The organism is Halocynthiibacter sp., assembly GCF_049608145.1.
GTDB lineage: Bacteria > Pseudomonadota > Alphaproteobacteria > Rhodobacterales > Rhodobacteraceae > Halocynthiibacter.
This window is the reverse complement of the sequence record NZ_JBMYXF010000011.1, coordinates 1-17,581: the sequence shown is the minus strand read 5'-3', so window position 1 is coordinate 17,581 and position 17,581 is coordinate 1. Positions and strand designations below refer to the sequence as shown.

The following is a 17,581-nucleotide window of genomic DNA, read 5'->3' as shown; positions in this document are numbered from 1 at the left end:
GCGTGACAGCCGAAAATCCCTGCAACAAGTGCGACGGCCACCGCGTCCTAATCAAAACAACCCGCACCATATTGACCAAGGTAACAGAACCTTTTCGTTTCAGCCTTGAAATCATAGACAAGGGCACCCCCAATGACTGACAAACCAATTCTTTTCAACGGCCCTATGAACCGGATATCAGGAACGCCCAAGCAACACACGCTCAGACCGCCAAGAGAGCCACGCAAACCCGGCGCGACACTTGCATCAATGCAAGCTGTGTCACGGCACCAACGCGGAACAGCGGTTACAATGCCCGCAACACCATGGGACGATCAGAAAAGGCTCGAACCAAAACAGCACCAAGGCAATGACGAAATGGAGCTATTAAGATGAGTGCATTTCAAGACGAAATGAAAGAAGCCGTCATGGCGGCCAACGCTCCGCTTTTGGCAAAAATTTTAGAGCTATCTGAGAAAGTCGACACATTAACCGGCGAACACAGCAGCGATCTCTTGACTGTCGCAGAAGCTGCGAAGGTTAAACGCGTGACAGAAGCCACTGTGCGGCAATGGGTTAGCAAAGGGAAAATTGACAGCCAACGTGCCGGATCCAAGATCCTGATTCCGCGAAGCGCCTTAATCTAAGCGCTTCGCAATATCTTCTGCGCTCTCATTATAATAGACCTGCAGCATCTTGATATCCTTGTGGCCGATCATGCGTGCAAGGCTTAACACATCGAGTTTTCTAGATAACCGTGTCACCGCCTCATGGCGGCTATCATGAAACCGAAGGCCTTCGATCTTGGCGTTATCACGCGCCCGTCGAAACAGCGCATCAAGGTTCGCTGACGACAAATCAAAGTAAGTCGGAGCGTCCGGGAGTAACTTCAAAAGCTCAACAGCCGCATTCGACAAAGGCACCTTTCGCGCAGTGCCGTTTTTAGTATCGGTCAAAGTTGCCACACGCTTCTCAAGATCGACCAATTCAGAGGTCAGGCTCAATATTTCCCCAGCCCTCATTCCGGTTTCTATTGCAAAACGAAACGCATGAACGGCGCGACCTATCTGCCTTGATAGATCAAAACCAGCTTGCTCCAACAACTTATCCAATTCGCCGGGCTTCAAAAGGCGATCTCGCGGGCGCGGCTTGGCTGGCTTGCGCACATCAGAAAGCGGATTGACAGAAATCAACCCCCACTCCTTACGAGCCACAGTTAGCACCGCAGACATCAAGTTCATTTCCCGGATCACAGATCCCGGCGAAACCTCACCCAGCCGCATGTCTCGCCACTTAGAAAAGATCAGAGGTGACAATTCTGCCAACGAATTTTTAGCAATATCCTCACCCTTCAATCGCTCCAAACGAACGATTTCCCATCTTGCGCCTTTACGCTTTGGTGACACCTCCCGTGCATATCGATCAAACAAATCCCAAAGCCTACCGGACGCGACCTGCCTGTCAGTTCCCTCTGAAATCTGATATTCTTGCCTAGCAGCCCAATCTTTGGCGGCTGATTTTGTCGGGAAACTCTTCGCACGGCGAACCCCAGCCCGCGCAATTTGTGCTTGCCACTTCCCCGATGTAAGCTTTTTGAATGTGGCCACGCTAGAATCCTGATTACGATGTCATCGTAAATCGTAATTCAGTCGTAATTGAAACACAACTTCACGTATTGTTCTATGTGTGTTCGCATATGTTCCAAGGTGAAAAACCTAGCAAACACACAGTAAAATATAGCTTAGTGTGTGTTTCTTAGTGATACTCTGGTGCGGTCGAGAGGACTCGAACCTCCACGGGTGTTACCCCACAGCGACCTCAACGCTGCGCGTCTACCAATTCCGCCACGACCGCACGTGATCAGGTAGTCTGTGCGCGCTTCATAGCTGGGCCTTACCGGGAAGGGAAGAGGAAAAAACACCTGAATATAAAAAATTCTGGCGCCTGGGATACGCTCAGATGATGCTACCCCCTCCCCCATTTCCCCCCATGGTCATTCTGCTTTTCGCCCGTTAGAAAAGACCTTGCGACAGATACAAGGGGCAAGGACATGGTGGAATGGATTATTTCTTCCGGGCTGGTGGATTATGAAACCGCCTGTCAGGAAATGGAAAACCGGGTTGCCCAAATTGCAGCAGGTGAGGCCGAAGAGGCAATCTGGCTGCTGGAACATCCCCCGCTTTATACAGCTGGAACCTCTGCCAATATCGATGATCTCACCGATCCAGATCGCTTTCCCGTGTATGACAGCCCGCGTGGTGGCCAATATACCTATCATGGCCCGGGGCAACGCGTGGCCTATGTTATGCTAGATCTGACGAAACGTGGGCGCGATGTGCGTAAGTTTGTTCAACAGCTAGAGGATTGGGTGATCGCAACCCTTGCCGAATTCAACGTCAAAGGGGAACAACGCGACGGGCGCGTTGGTGTCTGGGTGCAGCGAGATGACAAACCACTGACAGTCACAGGCGCACTGCAAGAAGACAAAATCGCAGCCATTGGTGTACGTCTGCGCAAATGGATCAGCTTTCACGGAATTTCGATCAATGTGGAACCCGACCTAGAGCATTTCAGTGGTATTGTCCCCTGTGGCATCACGGAACATGGCGTTACAAGCCTTGTGGATCTTGGCCTCCCCGTGACGATGGATGATGTGGATGTGGCCCTAAAACGTTGCTTTATGGACCTATTTGAAACGCAGGCGGAGTAAGCCGCCTGCCCTTTGGATCAATTGCCGTATCCAGACAAGCTTTCATTGGAATTACGGTGATTGAAACTGACACCGTTACCAAATTCATAGCCCACCCGCAGCGCGTAAACATCTACACTTTTATTTCGTCTTGAGTAGTCAAAGTGCCCAGCATCCAGCCGAACAAATAGGCCTGAATCATGCTGCCAACTTCCTCCGACACCATAATATCGGGTATTATTATCACCACCTGAAAACGCGATTTTCCCATGCAGCGAGAAGGCCTCATTGAAGCTATATGTCGCCTTGGCCGCGCTCACCACAGAAAGCCAATCCACATCAATCCCGGAATCTCGTGTAACCCAAGCTTCAAGCCCCCATGGTCCGCGATCCCACGCCAGCTCAGCACCTATGTTAGAATAACGCTGACCACTCCAGGTCTCTTCCCCATAGTGCAAACCCAGCTTCAACTCATCTGTAGCCGCATAAATCCCATGCAAGCCCCAAGATGGGATATTATCACCGATCTCAAAATTTCGATTGCTCACATCCCCTTGGATTCCGAAGCGCCCGAAACTGAGCTCAACAGAAGCGCCATAAATATCGGTCACCTCGCTGAATCCGGTTCCATCTTCGATCAATCCACCAATAAACACTTCTGCGCCCGTGAATTCCTGCGCCATTAGGGATGTGGTCCCTCCAACGCATGCACAGCCAACGACAAGTGCAGCTTTTATCAATTTCATCTAATTCTCTCCTGTACCGTATAAAAACCTGTTACTTCGAATACCCGCGACCTCGAACTGAGTATAATAATACTACATAAGTGTCATGCAAGAGCAACACCACGGCCATAATTCGCCAGCTGTAGCCCTGCGACAATAGCACGGTAACACTTCGACAAGAGCTGCCATATAGTAACGGGAACGCGTGTAATGTACTACTGAAGAGGCAATCATGAACCGCACTATTTTTCTGACGGCAGCTCTTGCCCTCGCCCCGCTGACGGCTTTTGCTGAAGGTGATGCTGCAAAAGGTGAACGCGCCTTTAACCGCTGCAAATCCTGCCATGCCATTGCGGATGGCGATAATGTCATCGTCCGTGGCGGGCGTACCGGGCCAAACTTGTATGGCGTAATCGGTCAACCTGCGGCCTCTGTTGAAGGCTTCCGTTATTCGGATGGTATCAAAACTGCTGCAGAAGCCGGTTTGGTCTGGGATCAGGAAAACATCCTGACCTATGCGGAACACCCGACAAACTTCCTGCGTGAACTGAATGGCGACGACAGCCTGCGGTCCCCAATGGCCCCACAACGTTTCGGTGATGCCGGCGCAGATCTGGCCGCCTTCCTTGCCAGCCACAGCCCTGCCCCAGCAGAAAACGCTGAGACAGAAGCCGAAGCAACCGAAGAAGCCGCCCCAAGCGAATAAAGCGACCTTCTGAAACAACATCCAGGACCCGGCCTTTACGGCCGGGTTTTCTATGTCATACTGCGAAAATATTCCGCGCTCTTATGGCACAGCTATGATCCGAAAATTCTTTATAAACATTGCGGTTCTTACAGCCACATCTTCTTTCCTGGCCACGGCAGCTTTTGCCGATCACTGTGACGGTCAATACCAGCGTGCACAGCATCTGCTGGATCAAACCTACAGCCGCTATGGCACATTATACTCTGGTGGGTATTACAATGGCAGCGTCGGCGGCAGCCTTGAAATTTATCGTCTTCTATCCGGATTGCCAGACGCAGGCATGACAGCACCACATGGCTGGCAAAATCAGCGTAGCTTTACAGATCCGGCCTATCTATCAAGATACGGCCAGTCCGCTGCAAAAGGGGCCTCCCTTGCCCTAATGCGCAACCTGCCCCGAATTTCAGATCCGGATTTCCAGCGCGACACGGAAACGACGAAAACGGACCCCGAAATCATTCTGAACAATCTGTCGCCGTCTGGACCATGGCCCGGCTGGTGGCTGACGCCGGATGCCCTAGGCTTGTCGGCCGTCGAAAGGGTGATTGCGCGCTATGCCTTTGATGATGCTTTAAACTGGTTGCTGACGGTGCAGAATGCATCGGTGCATTCTGACAATGATTGGCACATACGGTCACGGCATGGGCCATCTTCTATGGCATCCAATCACCGGGTCTGGCGACACGCGTTGCAGATGTTTTCTGACAACGGTCAACTGACCTGGTTTGTTGCGGCATGGGTCAATCGGGCCGGTTACAACTATCTGCGCGATCATGTTTCCGAAGACGTCGCCCATCAGATTACGGCCTTAAGAGAACATCAAGACACCCTTGGGAAAGCCGTTGAAAGCTGCAATGCCAGCGAGGATGAATACACGGCCTGGGCCATCGCCAGACTAGAGCAGTTGCGATTGTCAACATATTCAGGGGAAACGCCTAAAAACATGGATCTTCTTCCAGATCACATGCGCGACATCGCGGCAGTTCACCAGGCGCAATACCTTATTTCTAACCCGCGCAGGGGGGACAACGCGGAAAGCAACCTGCAGGCTTTGCAAAGCCTCGCCACCAATCAGGGATTTCCCCACGAAAGGTCAGAAACCTCATTTGCTAGCTGGCTGAATGCGGGGCGCAGCTACCGGGCCAACGACATTCAGGAACTGATCGATATACACGCCGGCGTGCCGCTGCATTCAACCACTTGGCGCCTGCTGAACGTCCTATCTGTTGATGATCTGGTTCGTTTCAGTGCCAGCCGGACAGATTTTCCAGGTGAACAACGCAACATCCTCCAAGTTGCCTTTCTGCGGCTTTATGCGTTGAAACGTGATGAAGAAGCCCTAGATCTTATTCCAAGGCTGGCAGAGCTCTGGTCAGAAGACGAAAGATTCCAACTTACTGCCCCCCTGCAGTCCAGTGCCCCCCTTGAATGGCAGCTTACCCAAGTCGCACAACTGTTACCCCATCCTAGTTTGAGACTGGGTATTTGGCATCAATGGGAGGGTTGGTATGGAAGAAATCAGTCCCCAGAAACATGGGCTCACCGTCGCACGACACCCGATCTGCCACTGCCCCTGCGCATTGGGGAAGAATTGCGCAACGACTTGGATCGCTGGCTGACACAGTCACCGGTTTTACGACATTCTCCGCAACGCCGTCAGCAACAGCGTGGATATGCAATCATACGTCCTGCGACAGGTTTATTGCCGCATCACCAGGCCGATATCGAAGACAACCCTGCGGGAATTTCAGGTTTTGCCGCCTGGGATGAAATTTCCCGTCTTGGCCCTGAAACAGGCCTGTCAAACCGCATCGGACACGAAATCATCCTGAACGCCCAAAGAAAAACATCAAACATCGTCAATCGCTTATGGGCCAATGATGAAGCCCTTGCAGCAGATTTGCGCAATGTCATTTGGCAAGCCAGACGCATGAAAACCGGGAATATGGAAGGGCGACCTCTGGGTCAGGTTGCCTTTCGCCTGTTGCACAAACGCTTTCCCGAAACAGACGCCGCCCGGCAGACACCCTATTGGTATATCTGCCAATGGGTTTGCATCCGGTAACATCACGCGGCCCGCAAGTCGCGAAAAGGTGGCGGGACATATAGCCCGGTGCATCGCCCTGAAACAGGCTGGGCGGGATCACATCTGTGCGCGGGTGTTTTACTGCCTGATAGGCATCAGAATGCCAGAGCCATTGAAAGGCCACCATTAAGGGAACCTTGAACGGGTAAACCGGGCGTTTTCATTCCAGGTTCCTTCCCAATGCCCCCCGCCCCCGAAACATGCGGTGACGGAATCACTGATCCGGACAGCCCTTTGCCAGACAAGCCTAGGCCCCGCAACACCCCCTGCCCAGGCAGGCTTTCCCGGCCCAAGCGTTGAAATCCGGCACCGCCATGCATATTTTTCAATGAAATTCGCAATTGCGACGCTCTGCATCGTTGCGACCCTGCACGATTATCTCTAAGACAGTTTCAAATGCACGGGTGAACTTTGTCCGCTTTTGGGCCGGGTGTCCGTGCTGCAACGAAGATTTTTGGGGAGACTCCGCATGGCAGACGCAGCCATTCACGGCGACGAGCACCATGACGAGCGTGATTTCATCACCCGTTGGTTCATGTCAACAAACCACAAGGACATCGGCATCCTGTACCTGATCGCTGCGGCGTTGGTCGGTCTGATTTCCGTTATTTTCACCGTTTACATGCGGATGGAACTTCAGGAACCAGGTGTTCAGTACATGTGTCTTGAAGGCGCACGTTTCTTCGCGTCCGGCGAAGTCTGTACACCAAACGGTCACCTTTGGAACGTTATGATCACCTATCATGGTGTGTTGATGATGTTCTTCGTGGTTATTCCGGCGCTGTTTGGCGGCTTTGGTAACTACTTTATGCCATTGCAAATCGGCGCGCCTGACATGGCGTTCCCACGGATGAACAACCTGTCTTTCTGGCTGTATATTGCCGGTGTTTCCCTTGGTGTGGCATCCCTGCTGTCCCCTGGTGGCAACAGCCAATTGGGGTCTGGTGTGGGTTGGGTTCTGTACCCACCACTGTCCACATCTGAAGGCGGCTATTCCATGGACCTCGCGATTTTCGCGGTTCACGTCTCTGGTGCGTCATCTATCCTTGGTGCGATCAACATGATCACAACCTTCCTGAACATGCGCGCCCCTGGCATGACAATGTTCAAGGTTCCACTGTTTGCATGGTCAATCTTTGTCACAGCTTGGTTGATCCTTCTGTCCCTGCCTGTTCTGGCCGGCGCGATCACCATGCTTTTGATGGACCGCAACTTCGGCACATCCTTCTTCCAGCCTGGCGGCGGTGGTGATCCGATCTTGTACCAGCACATCCTGTGGTTCTTTGGTCACCCAGAAGTGTACATCATCATTCTGCCTGGCTTTGGTATCATCAGCCACGTGATTGCGACTTTCGCGCGCAAGCCTGTGTTCGGGTATCTGCCAATGGTTTGGGCGTTGATCGCAATCGGCGTTCTGGGCTTCGTTGTTTGGGCACACCACATGTATACGGTTGGTATGTCCCTGTCGCAGCAGTCCTACTTTATGATGGCCACCATGGTGATCGCGGTGCCGACTGGCGTTAAGATCTTCTCTTGGATCGCGACCATGTGGGGCGGCTCGATTGAGTTCAAAACACCTATGCTTTGGGCGTTCGGTTTCCTCTTCCTGTTCACCGTTGGTGGTGTAACCGGTGTGGTTCTGTCCCAAGCAGGCATCGACCGTATCTATCACGACACTTACTATGTGGTTGCACACTTCCACTATGTTATGTCGCTGGGTGCGATCTTCTGTATCTTCGCAGGCATCTACTTTTACTTCGGTAAAATGTCCGGCCGTCAGTATCCTGAATGGGCAGGTAAACTGCATTTCTGGATGATGTTTGTCGGTGCCAACCTGACCTTCTTCCCACAGCACTTCTTGGGTCGACAGGGCATGCCACGTCGTTACATCGACTACCCAGAAGCTTTCGCTTACTGGAACGAAATCTCATCTTATGGTGCATATCTGTCCTTCGCATCCTTCCTCTTCTTCATCGGCGTGATGTTCTATTCACTGCTCTGGGGTAAGAAAGAAACCAAAGCGAACTATTGGAACGAATATGCGGATACGCTGGAATGGACATTGCCATCCCCGCCGCCCGAGCACACATTCGAAATCCTGCCAAAGCAGGAAGAATGGGATCGCAGTCACTCTCACTAATTGGGACACTGATCTGAGGGAAATATCCACAGATGCCATATGAATGGTCTGATACGAATACAGGGGCTCCGGTTAATTCCGGGGCCCCTTTTCATGCGCATATAGATGCGGGCAAACCGATCACCCTAACCGCCTGGCCCTATCGTTCGCTGAAAAAGAAAGATTTTGTGCGCTTTATGGGGGCGACTTGCGCGCTGCTGTTCCTGCCGCTGATTGCGCTTTTGGGCAAAGGCCCGCTTTGGGTGATGTTGCCCTTCTTACTGGGCACAATCGCCCTGATCTGGTGGTTCATTGCCCGCAGCTATCGTGACGGCACATTAACCGAAGTGCTAGAGATCACACCCCAATTGGCCACCCTCACCCGGCGTGATCCCAAAGGCCGCGTGCAAACATGGCAGGCCAATCCCTACTGGATCACCGTCACCCTGCACAAAACATCCGGCCCCGTCCCGCAATACCTTACCCTGCGCGGCGAAAACACACGTGAGGTCGAACTGGCAGCATTTCTGACAGAAGAAGAACGGGTGGAGTTGGCTGCAGAATTACGCCTAATATTAGATGGCTCCAACCCTACTTCACGGTAACATCACGATATAAGAACTGCTTTAATTATCCTTGCAAAGACTCAATATTTCTCAAGGTTGCTAACTAATAACGATGTATTCTCCGACACCATTTCAAAGACCTCAGCAGCTCGCTCGGCTTCATCCACCGAACCGACTATCCGCATTGTAGTAAGAGCAAGTGCTATATTTTCATTCGCGCCTAGGTGCTGAACGAAAACCTCACCAACCTTTTGACAAACGTCAACTTTTGTACTGTTAGAATAAACTGGCGTGCTCATCCCCATCACCGCACTGCCGACAAGTAAAACATAGCCCCATATTTGTGGCCTAATTTTAGTCATTCTTCTCTACCTTTCGCCGTAATAAGGCACAGCTGCAGTAGTTTGATACCCGGTCTCTCCAGCCGTAATTCAACCAAAATTATTGTATCATCAAATTCGGCTACAACACCTAATGCCAATGTATATTCATGCACAATCTTCCAAAGAAAAACCCGCCAGAAAACTGACGGGTTTCAAAATCGGTTAATGCCGGCTTATTTAACCCAGCTTGTCTTTCACCATCGGGCCAACGGCGCCGAAATCCATTTGGCCGGTGTATTTGCCTTTCAGGATCCCCATGACTTTGCCCATATCACGGATTGATTCTGCGCCGACTTCGGCAATCGCAGCCTCTACAGCTGCGCTGGCCTCATCTGCATCAAGCTGCTTGGGCAGGAAAACCTCGATCACGGTAATCTCTGACAGTTCTTTCTCAGCCAATTCAAGACGCCCGCCTTCTTCATAGGCCCGCGCGCTTTCCTGGCGTTGCTTGACCATTTTGCCAAGAATAGCAAGAATATCCGCGTCGGTTACGTTTTCATCTTCCCCCTTGCCGCGTTGTGAAATCTCACGATCTTTGATCGCGGCATTGATCAGGCGTAGGGTCGACAGGCGTGCTGCGTCCTTGGCTTTCATCGCCTCTTTCAAAGCGGTATTAATCTGGTTGCGCATCTGTTCAGTATCCTCATCCCAAAGGGGCACGCGCCTTGCGTGCAGATTTGCGAACCCGGACCCTAGCGAAAGTCACACAAGGTTACAACCATGTTGCATATTTCACGAAACCACATACACACCGCAACGAAAAACCAACAGAAATCCGCCCGATAGGCCGTTGCAGGCCTTGACCAGACACCTCCCTCCCCCTAGGTTCCGGCGAGTTTGAGCTGGAGAGTCGCCCATGTCCGCCGGAACCCCCGTTACCGCACCCGTTAAAGCAACCGCATGCCTTGCATTGGCAGATGGTACAATCTTCTATGGCCACGGATTTGGCGCAACCGGGGACTGCGTTGCAGAGCTGTGCTTCAACACCGCCATGACCGGTTACCAAGAAATCATGACAGACCCCTCTTATGCGGGCCAGATCGTGACCTTCACCTTCCCCCACATCGGCAACACCGGTGTGACCGCGGAAGATGATGAAACGGCCGATCCCGTCGCAGCCGGTATGGTTGTGAAATGGGATCCGACCCAATCTTCGAACTGGCGCGCCGAAGCTGAGCTGACAGAATGGCTGAAAACACGTGGCCGCATCGGCATCGGGGGGCTTGATACACGTCGCCTGACCCGTGCGATCCGTCAGCAAGGCGCACCGCACGCAGCCCTTGCCCATGATCCAGATGGCAATTTCGACACCGCAGCACTGGTTGCAAAGGCCAAAGCCTTTTCCGGCCTCGAAGGTCTGGACCTTGCGAAAGAAGTGACCTGCGCCCAAAGCTATAGCTGGGATGAGAAACGCTGGGCATGGCCTGAAGGCTTCACCCGTCAGGAAGCCCCGAAACATAAAGTTGTTGCCCTCGATTATGGCGCAAAACGCAACATTCTGCGTTGCTTGGCCTCTGCCGGTTGTGACGTCACCGTTCTGCCCGCAACCGCGACGGCAGCAGACGTTCTGGCACATAATCCTGATGGTGTTTTCCTGTCAAACGGCCCGGGTGACCCCGCCGCAACAGGCGAATACGCCGTGCCAATGATCCGCGAGATCCTTGACACAACAGAACTGCCGATCTTTGGGATTTGCCTTGGTCACCAGATGCTGGCCCTCGCGCTTGGTGGCAAGACCATCAAAATGAACCACGGTCACCACGGTGCGAACCACCCTGTGAAGGATCTGGACACAGGCAAGGTCGAAATCACATCCATGAACCACGGTTTTGCCGTCGACAGCCAAAGCCTGCCCGAAGGCGTGGTGGAAACCCATGTCTCCCTGTTTGATGCGTCAAACTGTGGGATCCGCATGGCAGACCGTCCGGTTTATTCGGTTCAATACCACCCAGAAGCAAGCCCTGGACCGATGGACTCCATGCATTTGTTTGATCGTTTCGCAGCTGCAATGGCCGCCCGCGCCTGAACGAAAAACACATCTGAAATCGTATAGTTATCCACAAAACCGCATTCGGCCTGTGGGTAACTATGTGTATATAGCTCTAATTGTATAAAAATTGCATGCGTTAACACACTGTTAACCTGTTTCACTCATGTGTGGACTACCCGGAAGGTGGCCCATATGAACTCTCCTGTTGTTCCGTTTTTACGCCAATCCAATGATGCGGATCTGTCCCGCCCCCAGGCACGCCCCGAAACCGGACGTGTGATATCACTGCGCAATCCACAACAAACCGATCCCCAACCACAGCTTATCCCGCAAGCACAGCCAAACACCGTGCCCCCACTTGAACAGGTGTTGCGGGATCAGAATTCTGTGGATCCCAGACGGCTGCTAGACGCCACAGCCATGCAAGCAAGGCAAGACTGCTCTCTGGGTGATATTCTTTTATCACGACGCTGGATCCGGCAACATGATTTACAACGGGCCGAAGAGGCCCGCTGGAACAGTCAGTATATCAATCCGCTCGATCTGCCCCCTGATCCCCGCCTGATCCGTCAATTTGGCGCAGATTTCTGTCTGAAACATGGTGTGCTGCCTTGGCGCAGGGTTGGAAAAGACATCATCCTTCTGACCAGCAATCCGGATCAGTTCCACAAGGTTACACAAGCTTTGCCCAGGGGCATTGGCCCCCTGTCGATGGCGCTTGCCTGGCGCAGGGACATTCTGGACGCAATTCAATCCCTGCATCAGCCGGAACTGGTTGAAAAAGCAGAAACATGTGTCACAGCAAAGGAAAGCTGCCGCACCTGGGAAAACAGAATATTTGGGCGCAAAACGGCCCTGACAATCATCAGTTTTCTGACCATTGGGGCCCTGTTCCCGGCACTTGTTACCGGCCTGTTGTTTCTTTGGGCGATCCTCACACTTGGCGCTTTTACCAGCTTAAAACTGGCCGCAAGTCTGGCACAATACAAACACAATCGGGCCAAGGCCCAACGCGATCTCCTCGAGCCAAGAACAACCCTGCCCGCACGTCTGCCACGTGTTTCCATACTGGTGCCCTTGTTTCGGGAAAGCGAAATCACCGGGTCCCTCGTGAAACGCTTGGCCCGCCTGCACTATCCACGGGAACTGCTGGAAATCTGCCTTGTGGCGGAAGAAGACGACATCATCACGCGCGACGCCATAGACAATGCCTCCCTGCCCGCCTGGATCCGCCCCGTCATTGTACCAGCAGGCCAGTTGCGTACAAAACCCCGCGCATTGAATTTCGCAATGGATTTCTGCACCGGATCTATCATCGGCGTCTATGATGCTGAAGATGAACCTGATCCGGATCAGATCCACAAGATCGTCCGCCGCTTTCATGAACGCGGCCCAGAAGTCGTTTGTTTGCAAGGGGTTCTGGATTACTACAATGCGAAAACCAACTGGCTTTCCCGTTGTTTCACCATCGAATACGCCACCTGGTTTCGTGTGGTTCTCCCTGGCATCATGCGCCTAGGGTTTGCGATCCCTCTGGGGGGAACAACCCTGTTCTTTCGACGGGCTGCCCTTGAAAAACTGGGACGATGGGATGCTCATAATGTCACCGAAGATGCCGATCTGGGCATACGACTGGCCCGTCATGGCTATCGCGCGGAAATCATACATACTGTGACCCGGGAAGAAGCCAATTGCCGCGCTATTCCATGGATCAAACAACGTTCGCGCTGGCTGAAAGGCTTTGCCGCGACCTGGGCTGTGCATATGCGTGATCCGCGCCTATTGCTCAAACAACTGGGACCACGCGGGTTTCTGGGGTTTCAGATCATGTTTCTTTGCACACTCAGCCAGTTTGTGCTGGCCCCACTGCTCTGGTCACTTTGGCTGGTTCCATTTGGCATCGCACATCCGTTAAACGCCATATTGCCCGACGTCGCTTTCATCGCCATGGCCGCATTATTTATCCTGACAGAGCTGCTTTCCATGCTGGTCGCAATTTTTGCGGTCTCTTCAAAAGAACACAGGTTTCTACGGTGGTGGGTTCCGACATTACCGCTGTATTTCCCCCTGGGCGCATTGGCATCTTACAAGGGATTGTGGGAACTTGTGGTTTCACCTTTCTATTGGGACAAAACCAGCCACGGCCATTTTATCCCTGCCGAAACAACCGACACCCGGTGATCAGCCGTTGCCTTCAGTTTCAGCATTCAGACGTAGACGGGTTTCAAACGCCTTAGAAATATGGGATTTCAAAGCATGTGCTGCGGCTTCGGAATCGCGCGCTTCGATGGCTGTCACAACCGCATCATGTTCATCCAAAGCCGCCTGATCCCGACCTTCCGCAGCCAGAGATGTCGTCGCCAACAGCGCCATGGACCGATGCACAAGATCAAGTTGTTGCACCAGATACCGGTTGCGCGAAGCCTTATGAATCTGATGGTGAAAACGCCGGTTTGCCCGCGACAGCGCATCCGGATCTCCAAGACGTGCGCGGTCTTCTTCAACCATCTGGCGCAACACCCGTATTTCCTCATCCGCGGCCTGCCGCGCTGCGAGCCCTGCTGCAAGACCTTCGAGTTCTGCGCGAACAACATAAAGTTCCGCCAATTGGTTGTGATCCAGCGACGCGACAATCAGGCTGCGCCCATCACGGGTCAGCAAGGATTGCGTCTCAAGCCTTTGTAATGCTTCACGAATTGGCGTGCGCGACATATCAAACCGTTTGGCCAGCTCGCTTTCGACCAGACGATCCCCCGGGCGATAGACCCCATGATCAATCGCTTCCAGAAGCTGGGCATAAGCATCTCGGTTCGGGCTGAGCGCGTCGGTCATGGCATCTCTCATTGCAAAAATCACGCAACAATAGCGCTGCAACCCGGCGGGAACAAGCCAAGTTTCTGCATTGCCGCCCGCCCCGGAAACACAGTAGAAACGATGGGCAACAGGACGGATATCACATGACCCAAAGCGCCTCTCACCGCGACGATTTCAGCCATGTCACCCAATGGGTGTTTGATCTGGACAACACATTATATCCCCCAGAAATGGCCCTATTCGACCAAATCGAGGTCCGCATGACCGCCTGGGTCATGGATGCACTCAATGTCGACAAAGCCCGCGCCGATCACCTGCGACAGCACTATTGGGAAACCTATGGTACAACATTGGCCGGCCTGATGCGGGAACATGACATTGATCCCGCCCCTTATCTGCATGATGTGCACGATATTTCTTTTGACCACATGCAAATCGACCATGACCTTGTCAGCCACATCAAATCCCTGCCCGGACGCCGTATTGTCTATACCAACGGATCCGAACCCTATGCGCGCAACGTTTTAAGGGCCCGCGGCTTAGGCGATTGTTTTGATGCGGTTTATGGGGTTGAACACGCGAATTTCCATCCTAAACCAGAACGCCAGGCCTTTGATCTGGTCTTTGCCCGTGACGGTATTGATTGTGCGCGCGGCGCAATGTTCGAAGATGACGCCCGCAATCTGGCCGCCCCCCATGATCTTGGCATGCGCTGCGTGCATGTCGCCCCAGAAGCTGCGTCAGGCGACCATATCCATCACCACACCACCGACCTGACAGCTTTTCTGTCGCACCTTACCGCTTAGGCCTTTCACAGTTCCGAACACAGGCATAGGGTCGTCTCATGGAACGAATTCAGACTGATATTCTCATCTCTGGCGGCGGGATCGCCGGGATGTGCGCCGCAGCCGCTTTTGGCAGCAAGGGATACTCTGTCATCTGTGTCGATCCCATGCCCGACAATGCAGCGGGCAAGCCGGATCTGCGCACAACTGCTTTTCTGCAACCGTCGCAAAACCTGCTGGAAGCAGCAGGTCTCTGGGAAGGGTTGGGCCCAATTGCAGCGCCTTTACAGGTTATGCGTATTGTCGATGCTGGTGGTGAGGCCCCAGAACCCCGCGTCGTTAAAGATTTTGATGCCGCTGATCTGTCTGATGCGCCTTTTGGCTGGAATTTCACCAATATGGCGATCCGCGAAATCGCGCTTGCCCGTCTCAAAGCCCTGCCCAATGTGGATTTCCGCGCGGGGACTTCGACCCAGCGCATTACAACCCGAAACAGCGAAGCACTGGTCAGCCTTTCTGACGGCACCCGGGTATCTGCAAAACTGTTGATTGGGGCGGATGGACGGCATTCCCCCACCCGTGACGCTGTTGATATCCCAGTAAAGACAACGCGTTACGGGCAAAAAGCTGTGGTTTTCTGTGTCAGCCATGACGCCCCACATAACAACGTCTCAACCGAAGTGCATCGCTCTGGCGGCCCATTTACCTTGGTTCCTCTGCCCGACAGAGATGGCAAACATATGTCGGCCATCGTCTGGATGGATCACGGTCCAGAATGCGTGGCGCGTATGGCGCTTTGTGATGATGAATTGTCTTCTGCCGCAACAGAGCGCTCCGCAGGCATCAACGGTACATTAACCGTCGAAGGCCCGCGCGCCATCTGGCCCATCATCAGCCAGATCGCAGGCCATCTAACGGCGGAACGCACCGCCCTGATCGCTGAAGCGGCCCATGTTGTGCCCCCGATCGGCGCGCAGGGCCTGAATATGAGTCTCGGCGATTTGCGCGTTCTGCTGGAAGCTGCCGAAAAACATCCGCTTGGCAGCCAGGAAATGTTAGATGCCTACGAAAAAAACCGCCATCCTGAAGTACGCCTGCGCGTCACTGGCATTGACATGCTGAACCGCGCCAGCATGGCCGGGGCGCAAGGGTTACGGGATATGCGCGCTGGTATGTTGAACGCGTTTTATGCCGTTGGTCCGGTACGCAAAACCCTGATGAAAGCCGGGTTGGGGATTAAGTAAAGGGGGCCAGCCCCCGCCCCTATGGGACTCCCCCGGAGTATTTTGAGCAAGATGAAAGGCGGCCCGTTTTTGAGGCCGCCTTTATTGTTTTAGCCAAACACCTGATCAAGGGCGGCTTCCAGTCTCGCAACTGAAGCATCCACATCATACAGCTTATCAAGGCCGAACAGCCCCAGACGGAAGCTTTTGTAATCAGGGCCTTCTTCAACCATCAAAGGCACGCCAGCCGCGATCTGCATTCCAAGCGCGGCAAAAGCTTTGCCCATCTGCACATCGGCATTATCCGTATAGCTGACCACAACACCAGGCGCGCCAAACCCGTCAGCGGACACAGATTTAATCCCCCGGTTTGCAAGCGCTTCACGCACACGCGCGCCTTGTTCCCATTGCGCGGCTTCCAGCTTTTCAAAGCCATATTCGCGGGTTTCCAGCATCGTATCCCGAAACGCCTTTAGCGCATCTGTTGGCATGGTTGCGTGATAGGCGTGGCCACCATTTTCATAGGCTTCCATAATCGTCAGCCATTTCCCCAAATCCACAGCAAAGCTGGTGGATTGCGTGGCTTTCACCGCATCGCGCGCCCGATCGTTCATCATGACAAGCCCTGCAGAGGGGGACGCCGACCAGCCCTTTTGTGGCGCAGATATCAACACATCCACCCCACATTCCTTCATATCAACCCAAGCACAGCCCGAAGCAATACAATCCAACACAAACAACCCGCCGTGTTCATGCATCGCTTCGGCAACTGCTTTGAGATAGAATTTTGGCAAAATCATCCCCGAAGCCGTTTCCACATGTGGGGCAAACAGAACGTCAGGCTTTTCTTCGCGGATCCTCGCCACAACGTCATCCACCGGACAAGGGGCAAAAGGCGCATCCACAGCATTGCCCGACCGGCGCGCCATCATCACGGTTTCTTTAGCCGGGATCGCGCCCATTTCGAAAATCTGGCTCCAGCGGAAACTGAAAAAACCGTTCCGGATCACCATCGCGGATTTACCAGTCGCCAGCTGGCGTGCCACTGCTTCCATTGCATAGGTTCCGCCGCCCGGCACCAAAGCCACGTGATCTGCGTTATATACATCCTTCAGGATCGACGAAATATCGCGCATAACCCCCTGAAAGCTTGCAGACATATGGTTAAGAGAGCGATCCGTAAAAACCACGGAAAATTCCAGAAGACCATCCGGATCGATATCATTCAGTAATGCGGGCATCAAAGCCTCCTGTCAGGTGTTTCACTATTCATGACCTGAAAAAGAAGCCCTGAGAACCCCGCATTGCATTAAAGATTTTCACGAAATGCCCAAAAATACCAACCCTGACAAAAAGACCACAGCACAAAATCCTGCAACCTTCACCCGGGTTTAACGCAAGGCATCCGCAGCGGCGACAATGGCCGCCGCATAATCATCTTTGCGTTTCGTAGCGACGCGACAATCATTTGGAT

At 53.2% G+C, this 17,581-nt stretch carries 15 protein-coding genes, 1 tRNA gene and 1 pseudogene; 10 read left to right on the top strand and 7 right to left on the bottom strand.

From position 1 onward, the window contains the following. Positions 1-371: 371 nt before the first annotated feature. Positions 372-626, top strand: coding sequence for a helix-turn-helix domain-containing protein (locus tag ACPGUT_RS05485; protein ID WP_423989314.1), 255 nt, complete (start codon positions 372-374; stop codon positions 624-626). On the opposite strand, the gene ACPGUT_RS05480 is transcribed toward ACPGUT_RS05485, so the two are convergent. Further along, on the bottom strand, positions 618-1,586 hold the full coding sequence (locus ACPGUT_RS05480; RefSeq protein WP_423989313.1) for a site-specific integrase: 969 nt from the start codon (positions 1,584-1,586) through the stop codon (positions 618-620). The genes ACPGUT_RS05485 and ACPGUT_RS05480 overlap by 9 nt on opposite strands. Before the next feature lie 160 nt (positions 1,587-1,746). Beyond that, a tRNA-Leu gene (locus ACPGUT_RS05475) sits at positions 1,747-1,833 on the bottom strand. Positions 1,834-2,023: 190 nt separating this feature from the next. Between ACPGUT_RS05475 and lipB the strand changes: the two are divergent. Beyond that, positions 2,024-2,689: pseudogene (gene lipB / locus ACPGUT_RS05470) on the top strand (lipoyl(octanoyl) transferase LipB); the annotation flags it as partial. A 17-nt stretch (positions 2,690-2,706) separates the two neighbouring features. Here the strand turns inward: lipB and ACPGUT_RS05465 are convergent. Next, positions 2,707-3,414, bottom strand: a complete 708-nt coding sequence (locus ACPGUT_RS05465) for a hypothetical protein (protein ID WP_423989312.1) — start codon at positions 3,412-3,414, stop codon at positions 2,707-2,709. A 211-nt stretch (positions 3,415-3,625) separates the two neighbouring features. On the opposite strand from ACPGUT_RS05465, the gene ACPGUT_RS05460 reads away from it, so the two are divergent. From ACPGUT_RS05460 to ACPGUT_RS05445, 4 genes are all read left to right on the top strand, one after another. After that, a complete protein-coding gene (locus tag ACPGUT_RS05460; RefSeq protein WP_423989311.1) occupies positions 3,626-4,099 on the top strand; it encodes a c-type cytochrome in 474 nt (157 codons plus the stop codon). A 52-nt stretch (positions 4,100-4,151) separates the two neighbouring features. Continuing rightward, entirely contained in the window at positions 4,152-6,206 is a 2,055-nt protein-coding gene (locus tag ACPGUT_RS05455) for a hypothetical protein (RefSeq protein ID WP_423989310.1), read from the top strand. A gap of 490 nt (positions 6,207-6,696) precedes the next feature. After that, positions 6,697-8,367, top strand: a complete 1,671-nt coding sequence (locus ACPGUT_RS05450; RefSeq protein WP_423989309.1) for a cytochrome c oxidase subunit I — start codon at positions 6,697-6,699, stop codon at positions 8,365-8,367. A 32-nt stretch (positions 8,368-8,399) separates the two neighbouring features. Next, the gene (locus ACPGUT_RS05445) at positions 8,400-8,951 is read left to right on the top strand and encodes a DUF2244 domain-containing protein (protein WP_423989308.1); all 552 of its coding nucleotides are present in this window, start codon (positions 8,400-8,402) and stop codon (positions 8,949-8,951) included. A gap of 41 nt (positions 8,952-8,992) precedes the next feature. On the opposite strand, the gene ACPGUT_RS05440 is transcribed toward ACPGUT_RS05445, so the two are convergent. Then, entirely contained in the window at positions 8,993-9,274 is a 282-nt protein-coding gene (locus ACPGUT_RS05440) for a hypothetical protein (protein WP_423989307.1), read from the bottom strand. 198 nt (positions 9,275-9,472) lie between these two features. Further along, positions 9,473-9,925 carry a GatB/YqeY domain-containing protein gene (locus ACPGUT_RS05435; protein ID WP_423989306.1) on the bottom strand — a complete coding sequence of 151 codons (453 nt, stop codon included), beginning with the start codon at positions 9,923-9,925 and terminating at the stop codon, positions 9,473-9,475. A gap of 226 nt (positions 9,926-10,151) precedes the next feature. Between ACPGUT_RS05435 and carA the strand changes: the two genes are divergently transcribed. Together carA and ACPGUT_RS05425 are read left to right on the top strand one after the other, a co-directional pair. Then, positions 10,152-11,321 (top strand): glutamine-hydrolyzing carbamoyl-phosphate synthase small subunit, encoded by a 1,170-nt coding sequence (gene carA / locus ACPGUT_RS05430; protein WP_423989305.1) that lies wholly within the window; start codon positions 10,152-10,154, stop codon positions 11,319-11,321. 156 nt (positions 11,322-11,477) lie between these two features. Next, on the top strand, positions 11,478-13,466 hold the full coding sequence (locus tag ACPGUT_RS05425) for a glycosyltransferase family 2 protein (protein ID WP_423989304.1): 1,989 nt from the start codon (positions 11,478-11,480) through the stop codon (positions 13,464-13,466). Here the strand turns inward: ACPGUT_RS05425 and ACPGUT_RS05420 are convergent, their stop codons facing one another. Beyond that, the gene (locus ACPGUT_RS05420) at positions 13,467-14,117 is read right to left on the bottom strand and encodes a GntR family transcriptional regulator (RefSeq protein ID WP_423989303.1); all 651 of its coding nucleotides are present in this window, start codon (positions 14,115-14,117) and stop codon (positions 13,467-13,469) included. Between the two features lie 125 nt (positions 14,118-14,242). Between ACPGUT_RS05420 and ACPGUT_RS05415 the strand changes: the two genes are divergently transcribed. Both ACPGUT_RS05415 and ACPGUT_RS05410 read left to right on the top strand, forming a co-directional pair. Further along, positions 14,243-14,905: a pyrimidine 5'-nucleotidase gene (locus ACPGUT_RS05415; RefSeq protein WP_423989302.1), complete on the top strand. Its 663-nt coding sequence runs from the start codon at positions 14,243-14,245 to the stop codon at positions 14,903-14,905. Between the two features lie 38 nt (positions 14,906-14,943). After that, the gene (locus tag ACPGUT_RS05410) at positions 14,944-16,128 is read left to right on the top strand and encodes a UbiH/UbiF family hydroxylase (RefSeq protein ID WP_423989301.1); all 1,185 of its coding nucleotides are present in this window, start codon (positions 14,944-14,946) and stop codon (positions 16,126-16,128) included. A gap of 89 nt (positions 16,129-16,217) precedes the next feature. On the opposite strand, the gene ACPGUT_RS05405 is transcribed toward ACPGUT_RS05410, so the two are convergent. After that, entirely contained in the window at positions 16,218-17,348 is a 1,131-nt protein-coding gene (locus ACPGUT_RS05405) for an aminotransferase class V-fold PLP-dependent enzyme (RefSeq protein ID WP_423989300.1), read from the bottom strand. Positions 17,349-17,581 lie beyond the last annotated feature (233 nt).

Bases quoted from the DNA above. Each gene is read 5' to 3' on its own strand.
- ACPGUT_RS05485 (WP_423989314.1), top strand. From the start codon at position 372: ATGAGTGCATTTCAAGACGAAATGAAAGAAGCCGTCATGGCGGCCAAC.
- ACPGUT_RS05465 (WP_423989312.1), bottom strand. From the start codon at position 3,414: ATGAAATTGATAAAAGCTGCACTTGTCGTTGGCTGTGCATGCGTTGGA.
- ACPGUT_RS05460 (WP_423989311.1), top strand. From the start codon at position 3,626: ATGAACCGCACTATTTTTCTGACGGCAGCTCTTGCCCTCGCCCCGCTG.
- ACPGUT_RS05455 (WP_423989310.1), top strand. From the start codon at position 4,152: ATGTCATACTGCGAAAATATTCCGCGCTCTTATGGCACAGCTATGATC.
- ACPGUT_RS05450 (WP_423989309.1), top strand. From the start codon at position 6,697: ATGGCAGACGCAGCCATTCACGGCGACGAGCACCATGACGAGCGTGAT.
- ACPGUT_RS05445 (WP_423989308.1), top strand. From the start codon at position 8,400: ATGCCATATGAATGGTCTGATACGAATACAGGGGCTCCGGTTAATTCC.
- ACPGUT_RS05440 (WP_423989307.1), bottom strand. From the start codon at position 9,274: ATGACTAAAATTAGGCCACAAATATGGGGCTATGTTTTACTTGTCGGC.
- ACPGUT_RS05435 (WP_423989306.1), bottom strand. From the start codon at position 9,925: ATGCGCAACCAGATTAATACCGCTTTGAAAGAGGCGATGAAAGCCAAG.
- carA (WP_423989305.1), top strand. From the start codon at position 10,152: ATGTCCGCCGGAACCCCCGTTACCGCACCCGTTAAAGCAACCGCATGC.
- ACPGUT_RS05425 (WP_423989304.1), top strand. From the start codon at position 11,478: ATGAACTCTCCTGTTGTTCCGTTTTTACGCCAATCCAATGATGCGGAT.
- ACPGUT_RS05420 (WP_423989303.1), bottom strand. From the start codon at position 14,117: ATGACCGACGCGCTCAGCCCGAACCGAGATGCTTATGCCCAGCTTCTG.
- ACPGUT_RS05415 (WP_423989302.1), top strand. From the start codon at position 14,243: ATGACCCAAAGCGCCTCTCACCGCGACGATTTCAGCCATGTCACCCAA.
- ACPGUT_RS05410 (WP_423989301.1), top strand. From the start codon at position 14,944: ATGGAACGAATTCAGACTGATATTCTCATCTCTGGCGGCGGGATCGCC.
- ACPGUT_RS05405 (WP_423989300.1), bottom strand. From the start codon at position 17,348: ATGCCCGCATTACTGAATGATATCGATCCGGATGGTCTTCTGGAATTT.